The organism is Staphylococcus sp. HMSC034G07, assembly GCF_001835975.1.
In the GTDB taxonomy this organism is placed as follows: domain Bacteria; phylum Bacillota; class Bacilli; order Staphylococcales; family Staphylococcaceae; genus Staphylococcus; species Staphylococcus ureilyticus.
In genome coordinates this window covers 361,289-382,385 of the sequence record NZ_KV826609.1, presented here as the reverse complement: position 1 = coordinate 382,385, position 21,097 = coordinate 361,289, and the positions used below count along the sequence as shown (strand labels likewise).

General features: G+C 31.9%; 23 protein-coding genes. 11 read left to right on the top strand and 12 right to left on the bottom strand.

Features of this window, described 5'->3' with window-relative positions; all coding sequences use genetic code 11:
- Nucleotides 1-16: 16 nt before the first annotated feature.
- From HMPREF2586_RS09820 to HMPREF2586_RS09805, 4 genes are all read left to right on the top strand, one after another.
- Entirely contained in the window at nt 17-910 is an 894-nt protein-coding gene (locus HMPREF2586_RS09820; RefSeq protein WP_046208280.1) for a sugar phosphate isomerase/epimerase family protein, read from the top strand.
- Nucleotides 907-2,052 carry a Gfo/Idh/MocA family protein gene (locus HMPREF2586_RS09815; RefSeq protein WP_046208281.1) on the top strand — a complete coding sequence of 382 codons (1,146 nt, stop codon included), beginning with the start codon at nt 907-909 and terminating at the stop codon, nt 2,050-2,052. The genes HMPREF2586_RS09820 and HMPREF2586_RS09815 overlap by 4 nt, the downstream gene beginning before the upstream one ends.
- A 26-nt stretch (nt 2,053-2,078) precedes the next feature.
- Nucleotides 2,079-3,086 carry a Gfo/Idh/MocA family protein gene (locus HMPREF2586_RS09810; RefSeq protein WP_046208360.1) on the top strand — a complete coding sequence of 336 codons (1,008 nt, stop codon included), beginning with the start codon at nt 2,079-2,081 and terminating at the stop codon, nt 3,084-3,086.
- Between the two features lie 198 nt (nt 3,087-3,284).
- Complete coding sequence (locus HMPREF2586_RS09805; RefSeq protein WP_046208282.1) at nt 3,285-3,848, top strand: dihydrofolate reductase family protein; 564 nt, start codon at nt 3,285-3,287, stop codon at nt 3,846-3,848.
- Between the two features lie 177 nt (nt 3,849-4,025).
- On the opposite strand, the gene HMPREF2586_RS09800 is transcribed toward HMPREF2586_RS09805, so the two are convergent.
- The gene (locus tag HMPREF2586_RS09800) at nt 4,026-4,226 is read right to left on the bottom strand and encodes a Mid2-like cell wall stress sensor domain protein (protein ID WP_070658535.1); all 201 of its coding nucleotides are present in this window, start codon (nt 4,224-4,226) and stop codon (nt 4,026-4,028) included.
- Nucleotides 4,227-4,441: 215 nt separating this feature from the next.
- On the opposite strand from HMPREF2586_RS09800, the gene HMPREF2586_RS09795 reads away from it, so the two are divergent.
- The 5 genes from HMPREF2586_RS09795 (at nt 4,442) to brnQ (ending at nt 9,797) form a co-directional block, all read left to right on the top strand.
- Nucleotides 4,442-5,251 carry a VOC family protein gene (locus HMPREF2586_RS09795; protein WP_046208284.1) on the top strand — a complete coding sequence of 270 codons (810 nt, stop codon included), beginning with the start codon at nt 4,442-4,444 and terminating at the stop codon, nt 5,249-5,251.
- Between the two features lie 23 nt (nt 5,252-5,274).
- A complete protein-coding gene (locus HMPREF2586_RS09790; protein ID WP_019468793.1) occupies nt 5,275-5,478 on the top strand; it encodes a DUF6501 family protein in 204 nt (67 codons plus the stop codon).
- A gap of 160 nt (nt 5,479-5,638) precedes the next feature.
- Entirely contained in the window at nt 5,639-6,430 is a 792-nt protein-coding gene (locus HMPREF2586_RS09785; RefSeq protein WP_046208285.1) for an ATP-binding protein, read from the top strand.
- Between the two features lie 12 nt (nt 6,431-6,442).
- Nucleotides 6,443-8,332, top strand: coding sequence for a vWA domain-containing protein (locus HMPREF2586_RS09780; RefSeq protein ID WP_070812729.1), 1,890 nt, complete (start codon nt 6,443-6,445; stop codon nt 8,330-8,332).
- Between the two features lie 121 nt (nt 8,333-8,453).
- Entirely contained in the window at nt 8,454-9,797 is a 1,344-nt protein-coding gene (gene brnQ, locus HMPREF2586_RS09775; RefSeq protein WP_046208287.1) for a branched-chain amino acid-like transporter carrier protein BrnQ3, read from the top strand.
- Nucleotides 9,798-10,048: 251 nt separating this feature from the next.
- Here the strand turns inward: brnQ and HMPREF2586_RS09770 are convergent, their stop codons facing one another.
- From HMPREF2586_RS09770 to HMPREF2586_RS09760, 3 genes are read right to left on the bottom strand one after another with little or no spacing between them, the layout of a single operon-like run.
- Nucleotides 10,049-11,182: a toxic anion resistance protein gene (locus tag HMPREF2586_RS09770; protein ID WP_070658531.1), complete on the bottom strand. Its 1,134-nt coding sequence runs from the start codon at nt 11,180-11,182 to the stop codon at nt 10,049-10,051.
- A 28-nt stretch (nt 11,183-11,210) separates the two neighbouring features.
- Nucleotides 11,211-11,831 (bottom strand): 5-bromo-4-chloroindolyl phosphate hydrolysis family protein, encoded by a 621-nt coding sequence (locus HMPREF2586_RS09765; RefSeq protein WP_046208289.1) that lies wholly within the window; start codon nt 11,829-11,831, stop codon nt 11,211-11,213.
- Nucleotides 11,832-11,844: 13 nt separating this feature from the next.
- On the bottom strand, nt 11,845-12,114 hold the full coding sequence (locus tag HMPREF2586_RS09760) for an acylphosphatase (protein WP_046208290.1): 270 nt from the start codon (nt 12,112-12,114) through the stop codon (nt 11,845-11,847).
- Between the two features lie 338 nt (nt 12,115-12,452).
- Here HMPREF2586_RS09760 and msaA point away from each other — a divergent pair, with 338 nt between their 5' ends.
- Both msaA and cspA read left to right on the top strand, forming a co-directional pair.
- Nucleotides 12,453-12,758 (top strand): regulatory protein MsaA, encoded by a 306-nt coding sequence (msaA, locus tag HMPREF2586_RS09755; RefSeq protein ID WP_070658529.1) that lies wholly within the window; start codon nt 12,453-12,455, stop codon nt 12,756-12,758.
- A 184-nt stretch (nt 12,759-12,942) separates the two neighbouring features.
- Nucleotides 12,943-13,143, top strand: a complete 201-nt coding sequence (gene cspA / locus HMPREF2586_RS09750) for a cold shock protein CspA (RefSeq protein ID WP_001831260.1) — start codon at nt 12,943-12,945, stop codon at nt 13,141-13,143.
- Between the two features lie 165 nt (nt 13,144-13,308).
- On the opposite strand, the gene lysA is transcribed toward cspA, so the two are convergent.
- From lysA to HMPREF2586_RS09710, 8 genes are all read right to left on the bottom strand, one after another.
- Nucleotides 13,309-14,574 (bottom strand): diaminopimelate decarboxylase, encoded by a 1,266-nt coding sequence (lysA, locus tag HMPREF2586_RS09745; protein ID WP_070658527.1) that lies wholly within the window; start codon nt 14,572-14,574, stop codon nt 13,309-13,311.
- Between the two features lie 3 nt (nt 14,575-14,577).
- Complete coding sequence (locus tag HMPREF2586_RS09740; RefSeq protein WP_070658525.1) at nt 14,578-15,651, bottom strand: alanine racemase; 1,074 nt, start codon at nt 15,649-15,651, stop codon at nt 14,578-14,580.
- On the bottom strand, nt 15,648-16,805 hold the full coding sequence (locus HMPREF2586_RS09735) for an amidohydrolase (protein WP_070038140.1): 1,158 nt from the start codon (nt 16,803-16,805) through the stop codon (nt 15,648-15,650). Before HMPREF2586_RS09735 ends, HMPREF2586_RS09740 begins: the two co-directional genes overlap by 4 nt.
- Nucleotides 16,806-17,014: 209 nt before the next feature.
- Entirely contained in the window at nt 17,015-17,734 is a 720-nt protein-coding gene (gene dapD, locus HMPREF2586_RS09730; RefSeq protein ID WP_064208971.1) for a 2,3,4,5-tetrahydropyridine-2,6-dicarboxylate N-acetyltransferase, read from the bottom strand.
- Nucleotides 17,735-17,755: 21 nt separating this feature from the next.
- The gene (dapB, locus tag HMPREF2586_RS09725) at nt 17,756-18,478 is read right to left on the bottom strand and encodes a 4-hydroxy-tetrahydrodipicolinate reductase (RefSeq protein WP_070658524.1); all 723 of its coding nucleotides are present in this window, start codon (nt 18,476-18,478) and stop codon (nt 17,756-17,758) included.
- The gene (dapA, locus tag HMPREF2586_RS09720; RefSeq protein ID WP_070658522.1) at nt 18,475-19,362 is read right to left on the bottom strand and encodes a 4-hydroxy-tetrahydrodipicolinate synthase; all 888 of its coding nucleotides are present in this window, start codon (nt 19,360-19,362) and stop codon (nt 18,475-18,477) included. Before dapA ends, dapB begins: the two co-directional genes overlap by 4 nt.
- Nucleotide 19,363: 1 nt before the next feature.
- The gene (locus HMPREF2586_RS09715; RefSeq protein ID WP_046208297.1) at nt 19,364-20,353 is read right to left on the bottom strand and encodes an aspartate-semialdehyde dehydrogenase; all 990 of its coding nucleotides are present in this window, start codon (nt 20,351-20,353) and stop codon (nt 19,364-19,366) included.
- 60 nt (nt 20,354-20,413) lie between these two features.
- On the bottom strand, nt 20,414-21,097 hold a 684-nt coding region (locus HMPREF2586_RS09710), incomplete at its 5' end, for an ACT domain-containing protein (RefSeq protein WP_141756820.1).

Genomic DNA, 21,097 nt, shown 5'->3' with positions numbered 1-21,097 from the left:
TAAGGATGTAGATACGATGTTTAAAAATATTGAGATCTCTGGATTTTCTGATGAAATCGCTTCAGATTTTCAAACACAGTTAAAAACGGTAAATGAGCTAGGCATGAGCTATATTTCCTTACGTGGAATCGATGATAAAAATATTGGTGATTACTCAGTAGAAATGATTAAGAAAGATGTAATTCCTCGCTTAAAGCAATGGAATATCGGAGTATCATCTATAGGTTCACCAATTGGCAAAATTTATATAGATGATGAAGCAGCGTTTGAAAGACAATTAGTAATGCTCAAATCATTATGTGAAATAAGTCAATTGCTCAATTGTCAGTATATTAGAATATTTAGTTTTTATATTCCTAAAAAAGACAATTTTGATGATTATAAAAATGTAGTGATTTCAAAATTAAAGGAATTTGCAAAAATAGCTGAGCAATACAATATTGTACTGTTACATGAAAATGAAAAAGATATTTTTGGTGATATTGCTCGTCGATGTAAACTTATTCTTGATGAAGTAAACTCTCCAAATTTCAAGGCGATATTTGATTTTGCGAACTTTGTCCAATGTGGAGAAGATACACAGGACTGTTACGACTTACTTTCAGATGACATAGCGTATATCCATATTAAAGATGCAGTATACAAAGATAATGTTAATGTGCTATGTGGTACAGGTGATGGTCAGATTGAAAGTATCTTAGTACAATTTTTTGAATCAGGTTATCAAGGATTCTTAACACTTGAACCGCATCTTGTCGTTTTTGATGCTATTAAAGACTTAGAATTAGAACATTCAACTGAAACAATTCAAAATTCTGCTGCAAAAGATGGTGCAGAAGGATATAAAATGCAATATGAAGCACTTTTGAAAATATTATCGAATATAAACAATAAGGAGAATACACAATGAAAAAAATTCGTTTAGGCATTATTGGTTTGGGCGCTCAAGGTAGTACGTATGCTGAATTTATTAAAGCTGGTAAAATTCCACAAATTGAAATTGGAGCGATTTGCGACATCAATACTGAAAAGAAAAATGAAGTAAAAAATCATTATCCTAATGTACCATTTTATAATGACTATATCGCTATGCTAGAAAGTGGGGATGTTGATGCAATTGTTACAACCGTTCCTCATTATCTGCATACTGATATAGGTAAAGAAGCCTTAAAACGGGATATTCACGCTTTACTTGAAAAGCCGGCTGATATTTATGCTGAAAAAGTGAAAGAAATAAGTGAATTAGCAGCATCCAAACCACATTTAACATTTGCGATATTCTTTAATCAACGCACAAATCCACTTTATCAAAAAGTAAAATCTCTTATTGATGACGGTGTAATTGGAAATATTCGTCGTACGAATTGGATCATCACGACTTGGTGGCGTCCTCAAGCATACTATGATCAAAGTTCATGGAGAGCTACATGGTCAGAAGAAGGCGGCGGTGTTTTAGTAAACCAAGCGCCACACCAAATAGATCTATTACAGTGGCTATGTGGGATGCCAAAATCTGTGTTTTCAAATATTAAATATGGCTATCAGCGTGATTTAGCGGTTGATGATGATGTAACAACCATTCTAGATTATGGCAATGGTGCGACAGGTGTATTCATTACATGTACCCACGATATTATCGGTACTGATCGTTTAGAAATCACAGGTGATAATGGCAAAATATTAGTTGAAGATAGTAAGACAATCACATTGACACGTTTAAAAGAATCAGAAACACAAATGAATCGAAATATGTCTTGGGAAGAAGCAGCTAAAATCTTTAAAGGCAACGGATTAGAAAATATTTATGATCAGCAAACATTTGAATTTGAAAGTGTATGGGGTGAGCAACATATAAATGTATTAGAAAATTTTGCCGCTAATATCATTGACGGGACACCTTTAATTGCGCCTGGAAATGACGGCATAAATGGCGTGAATTTAGTAAATGCAATCTATTTATCTAGTTGGACAGGTAAAGAAGTAACAGTTCCAGTAAATCCCTCAGAATTTAAAGATGCATTAAAGCAACAAATTCAAAACGAAGCACATTAAAAATGTTTAAAATCGGAGCTGGTAATATGTTGAAAATTGGAATTATAGGACTAGGTGATATTTCAGCAATACATCTCAATACGATAGAGGCAAATTCCAATGTAGCATTAGTAGCTGCATGTGATATTGATAACGCCATGCAAACTAAAGTACCCAATGCTCAATTTTTTACAAATTTTGAAAATATGTTAAAAGAAGTGGATCTAGATTGTGTACATATTTGTTTGCCTCATCATTTACATGTATCTGCGACAACTGCCTGTGTAGAAAGAGGTATACATGTTTTGCAAGAAAAACCTCTATCAATTAATGCTAAAGAAGGATTAAAATTAATACAATTAGAGCAAAAATATCCAGATACTAAAATATGTGTTTGCTTTCAAAATAGATTTAATGAAACATTTCAAACTTTAAAACAGATAGTACAAAGCAAAAAGTTTGGTGAAATCATTGGTATAAAAGGTATCGTTACTTGGTTCAGACCTGAATCATATTATACTGATAAACCATGGCGTGGAAAATTAGATACTGCTGGAGGTGGTGTATTAATCAATCAAGCCATACACACCTTGGATTTAATGCAATTACTTTGCGGCCCTGTTGATACAATTAAAGGCAATGTATCACAATTGTTAGATTATCAAATTGAAGTCGAAGATACCGCTTCTGCACATATTAAATTTAAAAATGGAGCGAATGGAATGTTTTTTGCCACTAATGCTAATTTTGGCAATTCAAGTATCGAACTTCAAGTCATTTTTGAAAATGAAAAATTCACAATTAAAGATAATATACTTACACGTGTTAATAAAGAAGGTTACAAAATTCATATTATTGAAGATAAAAAATTGCCAGGTACAAAATCATATTATGGACCAAGTCATGGGACACTCATAAATCAATTCTACGATTCCATTTATAATCACACTAAAAACTATATACACGTTAAAGATGCATTACCATCAATAGCAATCATAGATGCAATACAAAAATCTTCACAAACAAATGAGACAATTCATTTTACGAGTATTTAGCAAACAAATGAAATTTTGGTATTTTAATTTATTGTGGAACATAATCATAGCGATTAAAAGTAAACTCATTCAAGTTAATTAATGAACTGGGCAGAAATCCTTTTTATATCGATTTCTGTCCATTTTTATTATTCTTAGCTTTATTGTAAATAGTAATTTTATAAACTATAATGATAATAACCAAAATAAGGAGTAATCATGATGACCACAAATAAAATTATTTTAGATTTAGCGATTACATTGGATGGATATATAGAAGGGCCGAATGGAGAAGTTGATTGGTGCATCATGGACGAAGAAATGAACTTTAATCATTTTCTAGAACAAATTGATACTATTATATATGGTAGGAAAAGTTATGATTTATGGGGCGAATTTATGCCAAATTTAAAGGATGATCAATTTGGAGATAAAATGATGTGGGACCAAATTCATAGCAAGCAGAAATTTGTGTTTACTAACCAAAATTATAATGATAAAGCGCATACAAAGTTTATTAACGGTGATGATATCAGTAGCAAGGTTTTGAAAATCAAAAAACATAGCAACAAAGACATTTGGCTCTATGGCGGCTCAAATATTATCACAACTTTTATAAATCTTAACCTTATTGACGAATATAGACTTTCAATCCACCCAGTCATTTTAGGATCTGGAAAACCTCTTTTTGAACACAATCAAAATCGCGTCAACATCTCATTATGTAATACACATGTTTATAAAAGTGGTGTAGTGCAAATGATTTATCAAAAAATAGATTAAACATAGAAGCAAAAATATCTTATTTTTGCATAAACAACTTTAAATGGGAAGTGGGCTTTATCTTATTTGCATTAAAATTAACAAAATGTCAATTTCTATAATTTTTCAATAGAAATTGACATTTATATTATTTCACCAATAATATTAAAATCTTTGGCTAATTTAAAGCGCGTTATTTTAAGCAATAAATACAAAAAGCTCAATAATCGCTAAAATTAAAAACACTAGAAAAACAATGCCATAAATATTATTTTTCTTAATACTTTCTTTGCTTGCTTTTTGCTGTTTTGCTTTATTATTTATATTGGAAAAGAAAGTAATACCTGAATAAACTGCAATCAGTACTGTGACACCAAATAAAATCCATGCACCAAACATATATATAACCTCCTTAAATAACTAAAATAAATATTTTCATACATATAAAATAATTATTCCTATTATATACCTATATTAATACATTTCTGCTAATCCTCCAATGTTTAAAATTTACAATTTTGTAAATACAATCACAATCAGATACTTCATCATACAAATAACATGTAAAATAAGTTATAATGTATTGAAAGAATATGAATAGAGGGGTTAATATAATGAATGGTCTTAGAAGTGTTACTACAGGGACAAATGATTTAAGTAAAACCAAAGAGTTATTCTCCAGCATACTTGGATTAAATGTGGCAGATAAAGGACAAGCTTTACGTTTTGGTGATGCTGAATTAAATTCAGGTACACGTATACATTTTGTAGAAGTACCAAACTATATTAACAATAACAACCATATTGAAAATATCGGTTTAAGAGTTCCAAGTGATGAAGGACTTGAAGAATATCAATCAATTTTAGAACAGCATCAAATTGCTTTCGGTGCGCCTACTGATTTAAACGGTCATAAATATTTCAATTTCCAAGATCAAAATGGGCAGACATTTAATATTTATTCCAATGAACATAATTCTGGTACACCACTCGGTATACCAACCTTCGAAAGTAATGTAAACCCGCTGCATCAAATTCAAGGCCTAGGTCCTGTTATCTTAAAAGTTAACGATATAGTACTTACACAATCTATTTTAACTAGGGTGTTTGGCCTAGAACATTTTGCAGAATATACTCCTAACGACCATGCTAATTTTAAAATACAAGTTTTTCGTATTGGTGATGGTGGTTTAGGCGGCGAGCTGCATGTTCACGCATCAGACGAAGAAATTTTAATGCCGGAACATGGTATATTAGAACAAATTGAATTTGGAATAGAATCTAAATCACAATTCCAAAAGACTATTGAAGAACTTGAATCCATTGGAATCCCTTATCAAACATTAGATCAAGAAGGCGAAAGATCACTAAGAATCACTGAAAAAAGTGGTATTACATTCATTTTAACCTTAGAAACTTCATAATAAAAAAGAGAGGATTTTTAGCTATGCTACATGAAACTTGGAAAGATCATACACCCATTAAAAAAGTAGAAGTTACACATACAGATGCACAAAAATTCACAGTGTCTGACATGTTAACTGTAGGACAACAATATGATGTAATAAATGAAACTGAAGAATATTATCAAATCATCGACAACTCTGGACTTGTCGGTGGCTACTTTAAAACCTATTTTAAAGAGGTATAATTTACAATATGAAACATGTGAAATAGAAAACGTGTACTATTAAATATAACTTAAATTAATAAGACTAGGGCTATATAATTTCAAACATTATCCAAGCCCCAGTCTATTTTTAATGATATGAATTTTATAAATTATTTTATTTTTAAAGGAGCAAGGAACAATGACGAATTCGCAATATATTAACAAAGATGAAACTGTGTTTGATGATGCAACATCAATGATGGCATTGAATAAAAATATTTTATTAAAAGGACCAACGGGCTCTGGAAAAACAAAGCTAGCTGAGACTTTGAGCGAAACAATAGATCGTCCAATGCACCAGGTCAATTGTTCAGTAGATTTAGACGCTGAAAGTTTATTAGGTTTTAAAACGATACAGACAAATGAAAATGGCACACAAGAGATTGTATTTATTGATGGACCAGTTATCAAAGCAATGAAAGAAGGCCATATACTTTATATCGACGAAATCAACATGGCAAAACCAGAAACTTTACCCATTTTAAATGGCGTATTAGATTACCGTAGAAAATTAACAAATCCGTTCACTGGTGAAATTATCAATGCTGCCCCTGGATTTAATGTAATCGCTGCAATAAACGAAGGATATATTGGTACATTGCCAATGAACGAAGCACTTAAAAACCGGTTTGTCGTTATTCAAGTAGATTATATTGATGGCGATATTTTAAGTGATGTAATTAAAAATCAAAGCCAATTATCAGATGATAAAACAATACAAAAAATCATTAATTTTAATGAAGATTTACGAACAATGACCAAACAAGGCCAAATTTCTGAAGAAGCAGCGAGTATACGTGCTTTAATTGATTTAAGTGATTTGGCTACCGTGATGCCTATAGAGCGTGCCATTAAACGTACAATTATCGATAAACTAGAAGACGAACGTGAACAGCAAGCCATATTAAATGCAGTAGAATTAAACTTTTAGTGAGGGATATTTATGAGCGATCATTTTATATTATTTAATGACGAACAGCTAGATGCAAAGCAAGTAATGATGTTGCAAGATTTGGCTCGATTATTACTAAAAAATGAACAAACACAAGTTAAAATTCAAAAATTCCCATATTACGATCCAATCAATAATATGTTAATAACGAGTGCTTTTTGGTCGCATAGAAGAAATGACATTGAAACAACGGGGCTCAAGACTGATGTCATGCTTGCTGCTTACGGCTACAAATTGATGGATGAAACAGTTGTCAACGAAGTTATTCATAATAATACGTTTAAGCATCCAAAATTTTTCCAACAACTTTTTAAATTATTAGAAGATAAAAGAGTATTAAACGAAATAGTTAAACAACGGCCGTCTACTAAAGATGCCATTCACATGCGCAATGAAATTAGATTAAGTTATACTAGTACACAAATCAATGTATATAAAACCAAAAAGACGTTTACAGATTTACTCTTTTTATATTTGGAATCATCGTTTTTAAGTGAAAACTTTTACGACATACCCCAAATTGGTCCACAAATTGATGATATTCTGACAAATATGTATCAATATTTGCCTAATTTTTTCTATAATGATTCGTCCGAGGATAATATGTACTTAGCTGAACGGATTATGTTCCAAATTGATGATATCTTAAATGAAGATATGTTAAATGAATATTATCATTTACCTAAAAAAGTATATGAAGCCATTCACGAACTCAAATTTGAAGATATAAAACGAACGGATGCAAGTAATACTGATAAATCTTCAAACAATGACCATGACGAAGAAAGTGTTAGTGAAGATATAGAATCTAATCATCAAGATAGTGCTTCACAAGGTGGAGCATATTTAGAAATGGAACTACATGAAGGTGAAAATAGTGAGGTTGTTGGTGATAATGACACTGCTAGAGAAGGCGACAGCGGCGATGATATGACAGATATGCAAACTAAAAAAGGTAAAGGATCTACGAATCAAGTAGAAAGTGAAGAAGGTGGGGCAGTAGGCAATCATTCCGCTTTTGCATTAAAAGGGATAAACGCAAACGTAGACGTTAAATGGAACATACCTGAAATACTACCTGAATATCATAATGAATATCATGATGTTGAAAAAGAAGTCCAATTTGAAACAAAAGACTTGATACAAATTATCAAAAAAACAATAGATAGAGAATACCAAGATGAGCGTCGAAATCTAACAAAAGGACGATTACAAAAAAATCTATTAAATTGGTTTATTGATGATCAATATAAATTATTTTATAAAAAACAAGATTTAAGTCAATCATTTGATGCAACCTTTACTTTATTAGTTGATGCTTCAGCAAGTATGCAAGATAAAATGTCTGAAACAATTAAAGGTGTCGTTTTATTTCATGAAACGTTAAAATCTTTAAACGTAAAACATGAGATACTAGCATTTAATGAAGATGCCTTTGATGCTGATGATACAAAACAACCTAATATTATTGATGAAATTATTGCTTATGATCAATCAACTATAAAACGAGAAGGACCTAGAATCATGGCATTACAACCACAAGATGATAATAGAGACGGTGTTGCGATAAGAATTGGCAGCGAACGCTTAATGCGTAGAGCGCATAATCAACGTTTTCTAATTGTGTTTTCTGACGGTGAGCCATCAGCTTATAATTATAGTCAAGATGGTATTCTTGATACTTATGAAGCTGTGGAAACAGCTCGTAAATTGGGTATTGAAGTTTTTAATGTATTTTTAAGTCAAGACCCAATTACAGAAGATATTGAAGAAACAATTCATAACATTTATGGCAACTATGCAATTTTCGTAGAAGGTGTAGAAAATCTACCAAGCCATCTTGCACCATTACTTAAAAAATTATTATTAAAATCTTTTTAGTACGTAATTTATTTATAAAATCACACATAAATTGAAATATTCAGAAATTTATATAGACGCATTCTTATAAATCGTGATAGAATAGTAAATATTATTTTATAGGCAAGAAGGAGAACGATTTATGAATAAAAATACATGGATTATAGGATTCACGCTGTTTGCTATGTTTTTCGGAGCCGGCAATCTTATATTTCCACCAAATTTAGGTTTAGATAGCGGCCAATTCTTTTGGCCTTCCATATTAGCATTTGCTTTAACTGGTATAGGATTGCCCTTATTAGGGGTAATCGTTGGTGCTTTAGATAAACAAGGTTATATTGGTTCTTTAAATAAAATTTCACCAAAATTTTCTGTGATATTCTTAATTGTCATATATTTAACAATTGGACCTCTTTTTGCAATACCACGTACTGCATCTACGTCATTTGAAATGACAATTACGCCAATTGCCCATACAAATAGTAGCTTAGCATTGTTTATATTTACAATCATTTACTTTTTAGTAGTTTTATATTTATGTATTAATCCAAATAAAATGGTAGATCGCATTGGGTCATTGTTAACACCATTATTATTAATTACTATTTTAGCGATGATTATCAAAGGGTTTGTTGATTATGGTGGTAATACACATAGTCAGGCAGCTGAAGCTTTTACTTCTAATTTTGCAGGTTTTTCACAAGGATTTACGAATGGTTATTTGACAATGGATGCGATTGCTGCCATTGCTTTTTCAATGATTGTGGTTAACGCGGTAAAAGCAACTGGCATCACGCACGCCAACAAAATTTTCAGACAAACACTATTAGCTGGAATTATTGCTGCAGTGGCACTTATGTTTATTTATATTTCCTTAGGATTTATTGGTAACCATATGGCTGTCCCGCAAGAGAAAGTTGCCAGTTTAATTGCTAACGATCAAAATATTGGTACATATTTACTAACGACAATGGCAAGCGCTGGATTTGGTGCTTTTGGAAAGTACTTGTTAGGTATCATCGTAGCTCTTGCTTGTTTAACAACTGCTTGTGGATTGATCGTATCTGTTTCAGAGTATTTTAATAGAATATTCCCAAGAATTTCATATAAAACTTACGTTATCATCTTCACGTTAGTGAGTTTTATTTTAGCAAATCAAGGATTAAACTCAGTGATTACAATGTCAGTTCCTGTTTTAAGTATTGTATATCCAGTAGCGATTACTTCGGTACTTTTAATATTACTAGCACGTTTTATTCCAACAAAACCAATTGCACAGCAAATTCCTGTAGCAGTAGTTTCTATTATTTCAATCCTTAGTGTGATTCACACACAAGGTTGGTTCAAGTTAAGTCTTATTGATAACTTACCACTGAAAGATTATTCATTAGAATGGTTCCCAATAGCAGTGATCACTACAATTATTGGTTATATTGTAGCACCGTTATTTAAGAAACAGAAAACTATCGTTTATGAAAAAGAATAATAAAATCAAATAACTCGTAGGGTATAAACATCCCTCATTTACGAAAAAACGTCAATTTCAATAGAAATTGACGTTTTTGTATATTAAGATTACTTTTTCTAGGTGAAAGGAGTACGTAACTGATGGACAGTAACAAGCTCATGATATAACAACCAAGACAAAATATACAATGAAAAAAGAGACCCGTAAATGAATCATTAAAAACATTCATTTGCGGGCTTAATATCTTATAAATTATTTTTGTACCCATTTTATTTTTGCTGTTTCATACCTAATAATTGATTTTTCATTTCTGTTTCTAATTGGTTTAATTCAGTTTCTGCTTGTTTACGTTTATTTCGACCCTGTTCTTGGATTTGGAGGGTCTGTTCAATCGTGTCTATGATATCTTGCTGTGTTGTTTTTAAGGTTTCAATATCGACAATACCACGTTCATTTTCAGTAGCTGTAGCAACAGCATTTTGCTTTAAAAGTTCTGAATTCTTGAGTAACAAATTATTTGTAGTATCTGTTACTGCTTTCTGTGCAGAAACTGCATTACGTTGTCTCATTAAAGTCAGTGCAATAGACATTTGGTTTTTCCATAAAGGAATGCTCGTTAAAATTGAACTTTGAATTTTTTCTGCTAATGCATGATTCACATTTTGAATCATTCTAATTTGTGGCGCAGTTTGTATAGCAATTTGTCTGGATAGTTGTAAATCATAAATGCGTTTATCTAATCTATCTATAAATTGTTCCATATCTGATACAGCTTGTACATCCATTTGATTACCTGTGGATTCAGCTTGAGCATTTAATTTTGGCATATCTTCTTGTTGTATCACTTGTTGCTTTCTTTTAGCTGCTTCTATATACAGTGTTAATTCATCAAAATACGTTTTATTTAAATGATACAATTCATCTAGCATTCCAATATCTTTATTTAAATTATTTTTATGTTTATCTAGTTCAATTGAAATGCGATCAATTTGAGATCCTACAGATTGCATTTTTGAAAAAATTTCATTAACTGAAGCTTTTGTTCTTCTAAAAATACGTTTTAATTTTGATTGATTTTCTGGGTTTAACTCATCTGGGTTTACAGATTTAAGTTTGCTCATCAATCCATTTAAAGATTCCCCAACAGGACCAACATCTGTGGTTTTCACCTCATTAAGAATACGATGTGAAAATTGAGACATATCAGATTGTGCAGAAGTACCATAATTTAATAAGCTATCATTATCCATTGGTTTTATTTGTTTAGTTAATTCATCAATCTTCTGTTCATCTTCTTTAGTATATTGTTTTGTGCTGTTAATAATTTCTGATTCATTTGCTGATTGTTCATCAATATATTTATCCAATGGGTGCGAATTTAAAAAGTCTTGTTCTCTTACCATTTAATTTCACTCCACTTCTTTATATAAGTTACTTTTGTCTTTTTTGTTCAATTTTATTTAATTCCATTTCTATATCTAATTGGCTATAATCTTCTTCATTAATTCTCTTTAAATCTGCTACTAAAGTTCGTTTAACTTCATCTAAAGTGATGCGAGTTTGTGCTAACTTTTGCTTTTCTTCTTCTGATTTTTTTGGTGATTTTGCTAATCTCGTATAAGATTCAATGAGATTTAATGCATTATCAATATGAGAGTAGAAAAAACTTTCTACTTTAAAAAACATTCTGGGTTGTTGCTTTACTGCATAGTATATTGCTCGAGATATTCTATATATTTCGTTTACTTGTCTAAAATCTTTGATTGATCTTACGTTAACAAAAGTTTTTAAAATTCTTCTTATCTTGTCTTGTGCATTGTTTAATTGACTATTTACAAAATGATAATCTCTTCGTGTTAAACCAATCTCATTTAAATATTTTCTAGAAGTTAAACGCTGAGTAGGGAAGTAGAATGCTATAAACGCTACTGCAGAAATAAGAAAATCAAAAATAAAATTTAACTCTAATGCAAATACACTAGAAATCCACGCGATAACAGCTATTGGAAAAGCAATAATGGTCCCATAAATTCGCGAAATATTATATCTCAAACTTCATCTTCCTTTATATTGTACTAAAATTTTCCCATGATTCATTCGTTTCTATCTCTTCAATTTCATAATCTTCAACTTGAGAAGCAGGTGAAGCACCCTCAGTGATAGCATTAATAAATGATGTTAGTGATGATTCATCTCCTTGAGCATAAATCTCTACATAATCAGATATATTTTGAACAGTACCTACAACATTATATTTTTTTGCTATCTTCTCAGTATAATAGCGAAAACCAACGCCTTGTACGATACCAAATACTTTAATATGTTTGCATTGCATATAATCACCTCTTATTATCATTATACGAAATTTTATCATACAAAACTAATATTTTTGTCTGAATAACAAGTGTCTATCCGTCAAAAGTATGAAACAGATAACTTGATTTTATATATGATACAGTTAAAATATTACACATAGCTATTTAGCAATATCTTTTGCGTATGGATGAATAAATTTTTTTAAAATACGTTACATAACATATAGACAATATATAAAATTATATACAAATAATTCAAAATAAACGTAATAAATCATGATTAATATAATGATGATCATTACAATGATTTATTTGATAAGAGCAAGTATGAAGTTGAAAGTGAAAGGGTGTAATTTACATGTGGACAGTTGCAAAAATTCGGGCTGATTACGAAGGCTGGTGGTTATTTAGTGACTGGACTGATCATATCGTGGAACAATATCATTTTGAAAACTATGAAAAGATGCTAAATTACTATCAATCTATCATTGAAAATAGTAAAAAGTACTATGACAATTTTCTGGTTGGTAAATACAATATTCATGCATTTTATAATAATTGTGAATTAGGATTTTGTGAAGATTGTGATGAAGATTTACAGATTTTTTATAGTTATATTGTTTTAAATAATAATGAAGTTTATTATAAATTACCGATTGTTTAAGAAATTGTTTTTTCACAATTGCATTGCATTTTCAGCTATTATGGCTTATAATATGAGTCAAGCAATTGTTTTATTCCATATTGCAAAGAATATTGTAAGACAGATTTACACTGTGAAATTGTATTTTTTGTAATATGCGAATAATGCATATTGAATGAATATTAGTCTTGGAGGTTTCACATTTATGAAACAAGGTACAGTAAAATGGTTTAACGCTGAAAAAGGATTTGGTTTTATCGAAGTAGAAGGAGAAAACGATGTATTCGTACACTTCTCAGCGATTAACCAAGAAGGTTACAAATCATTAGAAGAAGGTCAATCAGTTGAATTTGAAGTAGTTGAAGGCGATCGCGGTCCTCAAGCTGCAAACGTTGTAAAACTATAATATAGATTGCAATATTGACTATAAAAAGAACCTTGTTAAAGGTTCTTTTTTAATATATAAATTTTTAAAATGTAATTTAAAAAGCTCTTTTTAAAGTGAATACTCGTTAATCGAGTACTTTAAAAAGAGCTTTAATTATGATTGATTCTTTAAATTATTAACAAGTTATTTTGTATCATTTATGATTAATTGTCGCAATGATTGTCTTTTTATAACTTCTCTAGCTTTACTATCTTTTAGAAAGAATACTGACGGTTTTTGCATTTGGTTGTAATTAGATGCCATGGAATAATGATAAGCACCTGTTGATAAAACAGCTAGATAATCACCGCGTTTAACGGTACTAGGTAACTTAGCATCTTTAATTATAATATCTCCAGACTCACAAAGTTTTCCAGCTATTGTTACAGTTTCATCTTTTGGTTCATTTCTATTAACTAATAATGCTTCATACTGAGCATCATATAATGCAGTACGAATATGATCACTCATCCCACCATCAACTGATACATATTTGTTAACATTGGGAATCTCTTTGATTGTACCAACTTCATATAATGTTATACCGGCTTCTCCAACTATAGATCTACCAGGTTCTATTCCAATTTCTGGAAGAGGGTAGTTAAATTCAGTTGAAAATTCTTTTATCGCATCAGTAATTTCTGAAATCCCAGTTTCGATAGGGAAACTTACATCACCTTCAACATATTTAATACTGAAACCACCGCCTAAGTTAATCAGTTCAACCTCTATAGCATTTTCTTTTAACCATTGAATTACTATTTTTGCTGTTTCAATCATCGCTTCTGTGCCTTCAATTTGCGATCCTACATGAAAGTGAACACCTTTTAAATTTAAATGTTTCGTGTTTTTTACTTTTTCAACTGCTTGATTTGCCAATCCATGTTTAATTGACAAACCAAATTTACTATCTTCCTGACCAGTTTGAATAAATTCATGTGTATGGGCTTCAACACCAGGATTTAAACGTAATACGACATTTACCGTTTCACTCGCATATTTATCGATGAGTTCTATTTCTTCTAATGCATCAATAACGATATAGCCAACTTTGCTTTCTAAAGCATACTGTAACTCATGCTTTGTCTTGTTGTTACCATGAAAATGTATATGCTGTGGGTCAAAACCTGCTTCCAATGCCGTATACAATTCTCCTTCAGATACTACATCTAGTTCAAGACCTTCTTCTTGTACTAATTTCACCATTTGTAGACAAGTAAATGCTTTAGAAGCATATGAAATGCTATAGTTTAATCCACTTTTCTGAAAAGCAGTGTGAAATCGTTGCATTTGTGATCTGATTTGATGTTCATCGTAAACAATAGTAGGGGTTCCAAAACTTTGAGCTATTGTTTTAAGACTTGTACCTCCCATTGTTAACTCGCCACGATCATTATATTCTACTACCATAATTTATCTATACTCCTTTATTAGTGAGTCGTGATTCATTGCACTTAATTGTTCAGAATTCGCGCCAACACCTTTAAATGTAAACTCGTCAACACGAATATCATTATTATATAATATTACTTCATCTTGTGCGTGCACGTTGTTATCAACTTCAACAAACATATGGCTCATCATCAACGCACGAATAGGGTAACGCTTGCCGTTGATAAGTGCCTCATGTTTTGCTCTTGATTTAAGAATACCATCTCCATAGCCAATATCAACTACTGCTAATTTTGTGTGATTATGCGTAGCTTCGAATGCAAAACTATAGCCACAATAATCACCCTCATTTACTTCACGAACTTGGATAACATTACCTTTAACGGTCAGTGATTGTTCAATCTCATTTACATCAATCGTTTGATAAGGTCTAGAACCGTAAAGCGCAATGCCAACGCGCGCATGTGTATGGTTATCAAACACACCGTTTTCCCTATAATAACTTGCACTGTTTTGTGCATGTATCATTTCAAAGTGATAACCTTCATCTAATAATACGTCAACAATCTCTAACCAAGCTTTACGCTCTTCATGATATTCTGATACACCAAATTCATCTGCATATCCAAAGTGAGTCCATAAACCTGTAATACGCATTTTATCTTTACTTTCATCTTTCATATGATGGTGCAACACTTCTTTTATTTCATCTATATTCTTCAAACCTGAGCGATGCAGTAAATTTTCAAATTCTAAATGAACTTGAATACCTTGTAAATCTTCAATATGTTCATAATAGAAATTTAACGAGGGTAGGGTCATTTGAATTTGATAATCTCGTACTTTATCAAATTCATATACTGCATTCATTAAGAAAATCGTTGCATTAGGGGCTAATTGTCTTATGCGAACTGCTTCTCTTAGGGATGTCGTACTAAAAGTATTAATACCAGCTTCTAAAAATTGCTGTACTGCAAACTCCAACCCATAATGATAGGCATTATTTTTAACTACTGCCATAATTTGATTGTTTTGAATTACTTTAAGCACATTATTGTAAAATCGTTGAGTGTCAACAAACCAAACTGCGGTCATTGTGATTCCACCTCACTATAGGATTTTAAAATCGCTTCATAATAATCTGCAATTTTAATTAACATATGTTCATTAAAATTTAAAAGGGCAGTATGCAAACCTGTGACAAAACCTTTTGTCTCGTCTCGTACACCGACAAAAATAAAATAACTAGGTGCAAGTTGACTATAAAAGCTGAAATCCTCGCCAAATAAGTAAGGTGTAGGTTTATCAACTATTTTTAAGTTAGCAATGTTGAGACCATTTTCAATATGTTTACGTAATTCAGGTGAATTATATGTTGGTGGATAGCCTTCTTCAAATTTCACTTCACAATCAACGTCAAATAACAATTTTACACTTTCAGCAATTTTGTGCATTTGCAGTTTCACAGTTTCCAAATCATGGACATCATAAGTTCTAATAGTGCCTTCTAAATAGCCATTGCTTGGTACTGTGTTTATGGCTTCTCCGGCTTCAAAATGACCCATATGTACAATATTTCTCTTTAAGCCATTTAAATGGAATTGTTGTATCTGACCCACTTGACTTAAAACATGCTGCAGCGCTTCTCCAGCAGAATGTCCTTGTTCTTTATCCGCAACATGACTTGATAGACCAGTTAAATAAAAACGATACTCTGTAGCACTTGCTGTAATTTCTTCATCACGAATTACAACTCGACCTTCATCTTCAAAAGGCATCACGTGGATACCAAATATAGCTTCGATAGGGTATTTATCAAAAGCGCCTGCACGGATTAAACGGTTTGCGCCACCTCCTGTTTCTTCAGCTGGTTGAAAGATAAATACAATATTTTGAGGCAATGTGCCTTGATCAGCCATAGACTTACAACGTTTAACAAATAACATTAATGCAGTTGTATGCCCATCATGTCCACATGCGTGCATGACATGATCTGTTTCACTTCGATAAGAGACATCATTTTCTTCATAGATAGGCAAAGCATCTATGTCTGCGCGATAAGCAATCGTATGATTACCATTACCTGGTAGATAAGCAATCAAACCTGTTTCCAATGGACGATCGTATTGGACACCAAGTTCATCTAAAAATGCAGCAATATATTTAGTGGTTTCAAATTCATGGAGGCTTAATTCTGGATGTTGATGCAAATGACGTCTATGCGTTGTAACAAATTCTAACTCATTCATTAAAATCAAATCCTTTTAGTTATTTTAATATGTATTAATATAAAAAATGCTTATTTATGTATAAAAAGGAGGTTAGACGATTTTATAGTTACAAATTAATATATACATTAATAATAAATGAATACATTAGTAATAAAATGTTATATCGTCTAAAACCTCCTACAAATATTAAAATTTCAGTTTTTATGATCTATCTTCTTAATTCAGTATTAATCATTTAATTTTCTTAGTGCTGAAACGATTTCTCTTTTTGAATCTTCAACTTCACTTGTTTGCTTAATTACTTTTGCTGGTGTTCCAGCAACCACAGAGCCGGCAGGGACATCTTGCGTAACGATTGCACCAGCTGCAACAATAGAGCCTTCGCCAACGCGAACACCTTCAAGTATTACAGCATTTGCACCAATGAGTACGTCATCTTCAATGATCACAGGTGATGCACTAGGCGGTTCAATTACGCCAGCTAATACTGCACCAGCTCCAACGTGAACGTTTTTACCTGTAGTAGCACGACCACCAAGTGTTGCGTTCATGTCAACCATCGTTCCTTCGCCGACTACAGCACCAATATTGATCGTAGCACCCATCATAATCACTGCACCATCTTCAATCGTAGCTTGTTCACGAATAAATGCACCAGGTTCTATACGTGCATTCGTATTAGTTAAATCTTTCAATGGAATTGCTGAATTACGACGATCCATCTCAACTTCTAATTCATCAATCGCTGATTGATTTTTTTCATAAAATTGTTTCCAATCATCCGCTTCACAAAAGATTACTTTAGAGTCAGGTCCACCAAACACTTTAAAATTATCAGGAAATGTTACTTTATCAAACTTACCATTCACATAAACTTTAAGAGGTGTAGATTTCTTTGCATCACTTATATATTGAATAATTTCTTCTGCCGTTAAATGTTGTACCATAATTTTTTCGCTCCTTAAAAGTTATAAATTATCAAATGTATAAAAATCATTTGATTTATTAATTAATTTTTCTGCTGCACCAATCGCTCCATTGGCAAAAATATCTTTTGATTGAGCACGATGGGTGATTTCTATTGTTTCATCAGTACCTGCAAATAACACATCATGTTCACCAACAATCGTACCACCACGAATTGAATGGATACCAATTTCATCTTGTGTACGTTTTTCATCTAACTCATGTCTGTCGTAAACTGGCGTTGTTTTTTCACGTAATGACTCAATTACATCATAAAGCTTTACTAATGTACCACTGGGTGCGTCCACTTTTTTATTATGATGTGCTTCAGTTAGTTCAATGTCAAAATCTTGAAGTAGGGGAACTGCAGCTTCCAAAATTTTAGTTAAAGCATGAACTCCATAACTCATATTTGCACTGAAAAATACTGGCATTTTACTACTTAATTCTTTTAATTTTGCAATAATTTTTTCTTTTTCTCCAGTTGTTGCGATAACTAATGGCAAATTAAATTCATCATCTAATAAAGGCAACAATAACTCTGGATTTGAAAAATCAATTGCAACATCGGCATCTTTAACGTCTGAAATACGTTGGAACGTTGGATAAGGGTATGATTTAGATGAATTAGGTACAATCACACCTTCAATTTGATGTCCTTTTGCTTCAACTAATCTTGCTACACGTTGATTCATGGCACCATAGCCTATTAAAACAATGTTCATGTATTGTCACCTGCTTTAAATTGTTCGTATGCTTGTTCTAACGTTTGACGTTCTGCATCTTGCAGTTTCACTAGTGGAAGGCGTACTTCATAATTACCAAACCCTTCAACGGCTGTTAATGCTTTGATAGGAATAGGGTTAACATCAACAGCTAATGCATCTAATAGCGTTTGTATAGGTTGAAATTGTGAATTGATATCTTTTCCACTTTGTTTTGCATCGAATAATGACTGGAATGCATTAGGAATTACATTTGCAGCGACAGAAATGACACCGTTACCACCTTTTTCAAAATAATCTACTACATTATCATCATTACCGCTATACAAAGCAAAATGATTTAAATCTAAACGTTTTTTCAATTCATCCATATATTCAAAATCATTAGTAGCATCTTTTATCGCTACAATATATTCATTATCACTTAATGTTTCAACCGTTTCTGGATTAATAGTCATATTCGTACGTGAAGGTACATTATACAAAATGACAGGTAATTTTACTGCATTAGCTATGGTTGTAAAGTGTTCAATCAATCCACGTTGATTTGTTTTATTGTAGTAAGGCGTGATTAACATAATACCATCTGCGCCAATTTCTCTCGCACGTACTGAAGCTTGAATAGATTTTTGAGTATTATTCGTACCTGTGCCAGCAATCACTGGTACTTTGCCATCTACATAATTAACAACCGTCTCTAATACTTGATCTTTTTCTTCATCAGTTAATGTAGGGTTTTCGGCTGTTGTACCATTAACCACGATACATTTCGCATTATTTTCTAATAAATATTTTACATGTCTTCTAAGGGCATTTAAATCAACTTCGTTGTGTGTGAAAGGTGTTGTCAAAGCAACACCTACACCTTCAAAAATATGTCCCATTTTATCTTACTCCTTTCAAACTCATTACTTGTTCTAAAACTTGTACTGCATTTAAAGCTGCACCTTTTAGTAAGTTATCTGAAGTACACCAAACATGGAAAGTATTATCTAACGAATCATCTCGACGAATTCTACCAACAAATATTTCATCCTTACCAGTTGCATTTATCGCTAGTGGATATTCATTTTGTTCTGGATTATCAATCAGTACGACACGTCCGTCATTGTCAAAAAGCTGCTGAATTGCTTGTACTGAACTTTCGCTTTCAAGCGTAACGCTCATATGCACACTGTGACTATCTTGAACAGGCACACGCACACAAGTTGCTGTTACTTTCAAATCTTCATCTTTTAAAATTTTTCTTGTCTCATCAATCATTTTTTGTTCTTCTTTTGTATACCCATTTTCTAAAAAACTATCGATATGTGGTAAAACATTATTATAAATAGGATGTGGATATGCTTCAGGTGCTTTACCATTCGCACCTTCAGATAAATCTTGTCTGCCTTTTACACCAGACCCTGAAACAGCTTGATATGTTGTATAAGCTACACGTTCTAATCCAAATGCTTCTTGCAATACTTTTAAAGGTACAACCGATTGAATAGTAGAGCAATTTGGATTAGCGATGATTTTTCTTTTTAATACAGGTTCATTAACTTCAGGTACAATTAAATCAATGTCATCTGCCATTCTCCATTGACTAGAATTATCAATAACAATGGCACCAGCTTGTTCAAAAATAGGGGAGAAATGGGCGCTGGTACTTCCTCCGGCACTCATTAAAACATAGTCATAATGTTCACTTGCAGCTTCTTCAGTTAATTCTTTAACCGTATATGTTTTGCCTTGAAATTCAATTTTTTCTCCTGCTGAACGTGCTGAAGAAAACAATACTAATTCATCAAATGATATGTTTTTACGATCTACTGTTTCTAACATTTTTCTTCCAACTAAACCAGTTGCGCCTGCTATTGCTAATTTTGTCATATATTATACACTCCATTTTCATTTTAATAAGTTTGCTAAAATTAATTATATTTAGAAAATTCAGATATCAAAAGTTTGATACAAGGCATGAACTGCGCGTTCACCATTTTCAGAATCTATTACACATGAAATACTTATTTCGGATGTGGTGGTTTGATAAAATGCAATATCATTTTCAATCAATGTTATAAATGCTTTTGAAGCAACACCAGACATATCTCTCATACCAGAACCAATTAATGAAAGTTTAACGTATCCCTCATTTATCTTGAAGTCTAAAGCATTAAACCTTTCTTTTAAGTCATCTAAGATGTTTGTTATTTGAACAGCATCTGTATCTTTTATCGTGAAAGACATTTGTAACCCTTCCAAATTAACGATTTGAGAAATCATATCGACATTGACTGATCCTTCTTCTAAATGGTTGAATAAATCTGTCAGTAATCTATTATCCGGTAGGGGATAACTAATTGTAACATGTTGCATATGTTTATCTAATGCAACACCAGTAACTGCTTTTTTTTCTAATAATTCTGCTTGTGACATAATCCATGTTCCTTTCACATTTGATAAAGTTCTTCCTAAATACAAGGGGATGTTATAATTTTTCGCTAATTCAACGCTTCTCGTTTCAAGTACGCCTGCACCTAAAGCGCTCATTTCCATCATTTCTTCATACGAAACATACGACAGACGTTTCGCATCTTTGTAAACCCGTGGGTCTGTCGCATATACACCATCTAC

Excerpts from the sequence above, each read along its gene's own strand:
- HMPREF2586_RS09820 (WP_046208280.1), top strand. The coding sequence starts at position 17 with ATGTTTAAAAATATTGAGATCTCTGGATTTTCTGATGAAATCGCTTCA.
- HMPREF2586_RS09815 (WP_046208281.1), top strand. The coding sequence starts at position 907 with ATGAAAAAAATTCGTTTAGGCATTATTGGTTTGGGCGCTCAAGGTAGT.
- HMPREF2586_RS09810 (WP_046208360.1), top strand. The coding sequence starts at position 2,079 with ATGTTGAAAATTGGAATTATAGGACTAGGTGATATTTCAGCAATACAT.
- HMPREF2586_RS09805 (WP_046208282.1), top strand. The coding sequence starts at position 3,285 with ATGATGACCACAAATAAAATTATTTTAGATTTAGCGATTACATTGGAT.
- HMPREF2586_RS09800 (WP_070658535.1), bottom strand. The coding sequence starts at position 4,226 with ATGTTTGGTGCATGGATTTTATTTGGTGTCACAGTACTGATTGCAGTT.
- HMPREF2586_RS09795 (WP_046208284.1), top strand. The coding sequence starts at position 4,442 with ATGAATGGTCTTAGAAGTGTTACTACAGGGACAAATGATTTAAGTAAA.
- HMPREF2586_RS09790 (WP_019468793.1), top strand. The coding sequence starts at position 5,275 with ATGCTACATGAAACTTGGAAAGATCATACACCCATTAAAAAAGTAGAA.
- HMPREF2586_RS09785 (WP_046208285.1), top strand. The coding sequence starts at position 5,639 with ATGACGAATTCGCAATATATTAACAAAGATGAAACTGTGTTTGATGAT.
- HMPREF2586_RS09780 (WP_070812729.1), top strand. The coding sequence starts at position 6,443 with ATGAGCGATCATTTTATATTATTTAATGACGAACAGCTAGATGCAAAG.
- brnQ (WP_046208287.1), top strand. The coding sequence starts at position 8,454 with ATGAATAAAAATACATGGATTATAGGATTCACGCTGTTTGCTATGTTT.
- HMPREF2586_RS09770 (WP_070658531.1), bottom strand. The coding sequence starts at position 11,182 with ATGGTAAGAGAACAAGACTTTTTAAATTCGCACCCATTGGATAAATAT.
- HMPREF2586_RS09760 (WP_046208290.1), bottom strand. The coding sequence starts at position 12,114 with ATGCAATGCAAACATATTAAAGTATTTGGTATCGTACAAGGCGTTGGT.
- msaA (WP_070658529.1), top strand. The coding sequence starts at position 12,453 with ATGTGGACAGTTGCAAAAATTCGGGCTGATTACGAAGGCTGGTGGTTA.
- cspA (WP_001831260.1), top strand. The coding sequence starts at position 12,943 with ATGAAACAAGGTACAGTAAAATGGTTTAACGCTGAAAAAGGATTTGGT.
- lysA (WP_070658527.1), bottom strand. The coding sequence starts at position 14,574 with ATGGTAGTAGAATATAATGATCGTGGCGAGTTAACAATGGGAGGTACA.
- HMPREF2586_RS09740 (WP_070658525.1), bottom strand. The coding sequence starts at position 15,651 with ATGACCGCAGTTTGGTTTGTTGACACTCAACGATTTTACAATAATGTG.
- HMPREF2586_RS09735 (WP_070038140.1), bottom strand. The coding sequence starts at position 16,805 with ATGAATGAGTTAGAATTTGTTACAACGCATAGACGTCATTTGCATCAA.
- dapD (WP_064208971.1), bottom strand. The coding sequence starts at position 17,734 with ATGGTACAACATTTAACGGCAGAAGAAATTATTCAATATATAAGTGAT.
- dapB (WP_070658524.1), bottom strand. The coding sequence starts at position 18,478 with ATGAACATTGTTTTAATAGGCTATGGTGCCATGAATCAACGTGTAGCA.
- dapA (WP_070658522.1), bottom strand. The coding sequence starts at position 19,362 with ATGGGACATATTTTTGAAGGTGTAGGTGTTGCTTTGACAACACCTTTC.
- HMPREF2586_RS09715 (WP_046208297.1), bottom strand. The coding sequence starts at position 20,353 with ATGACAAAATTAGCAATAGCAGGCGCAACTGGTTTAGTTGGAAGAAAA.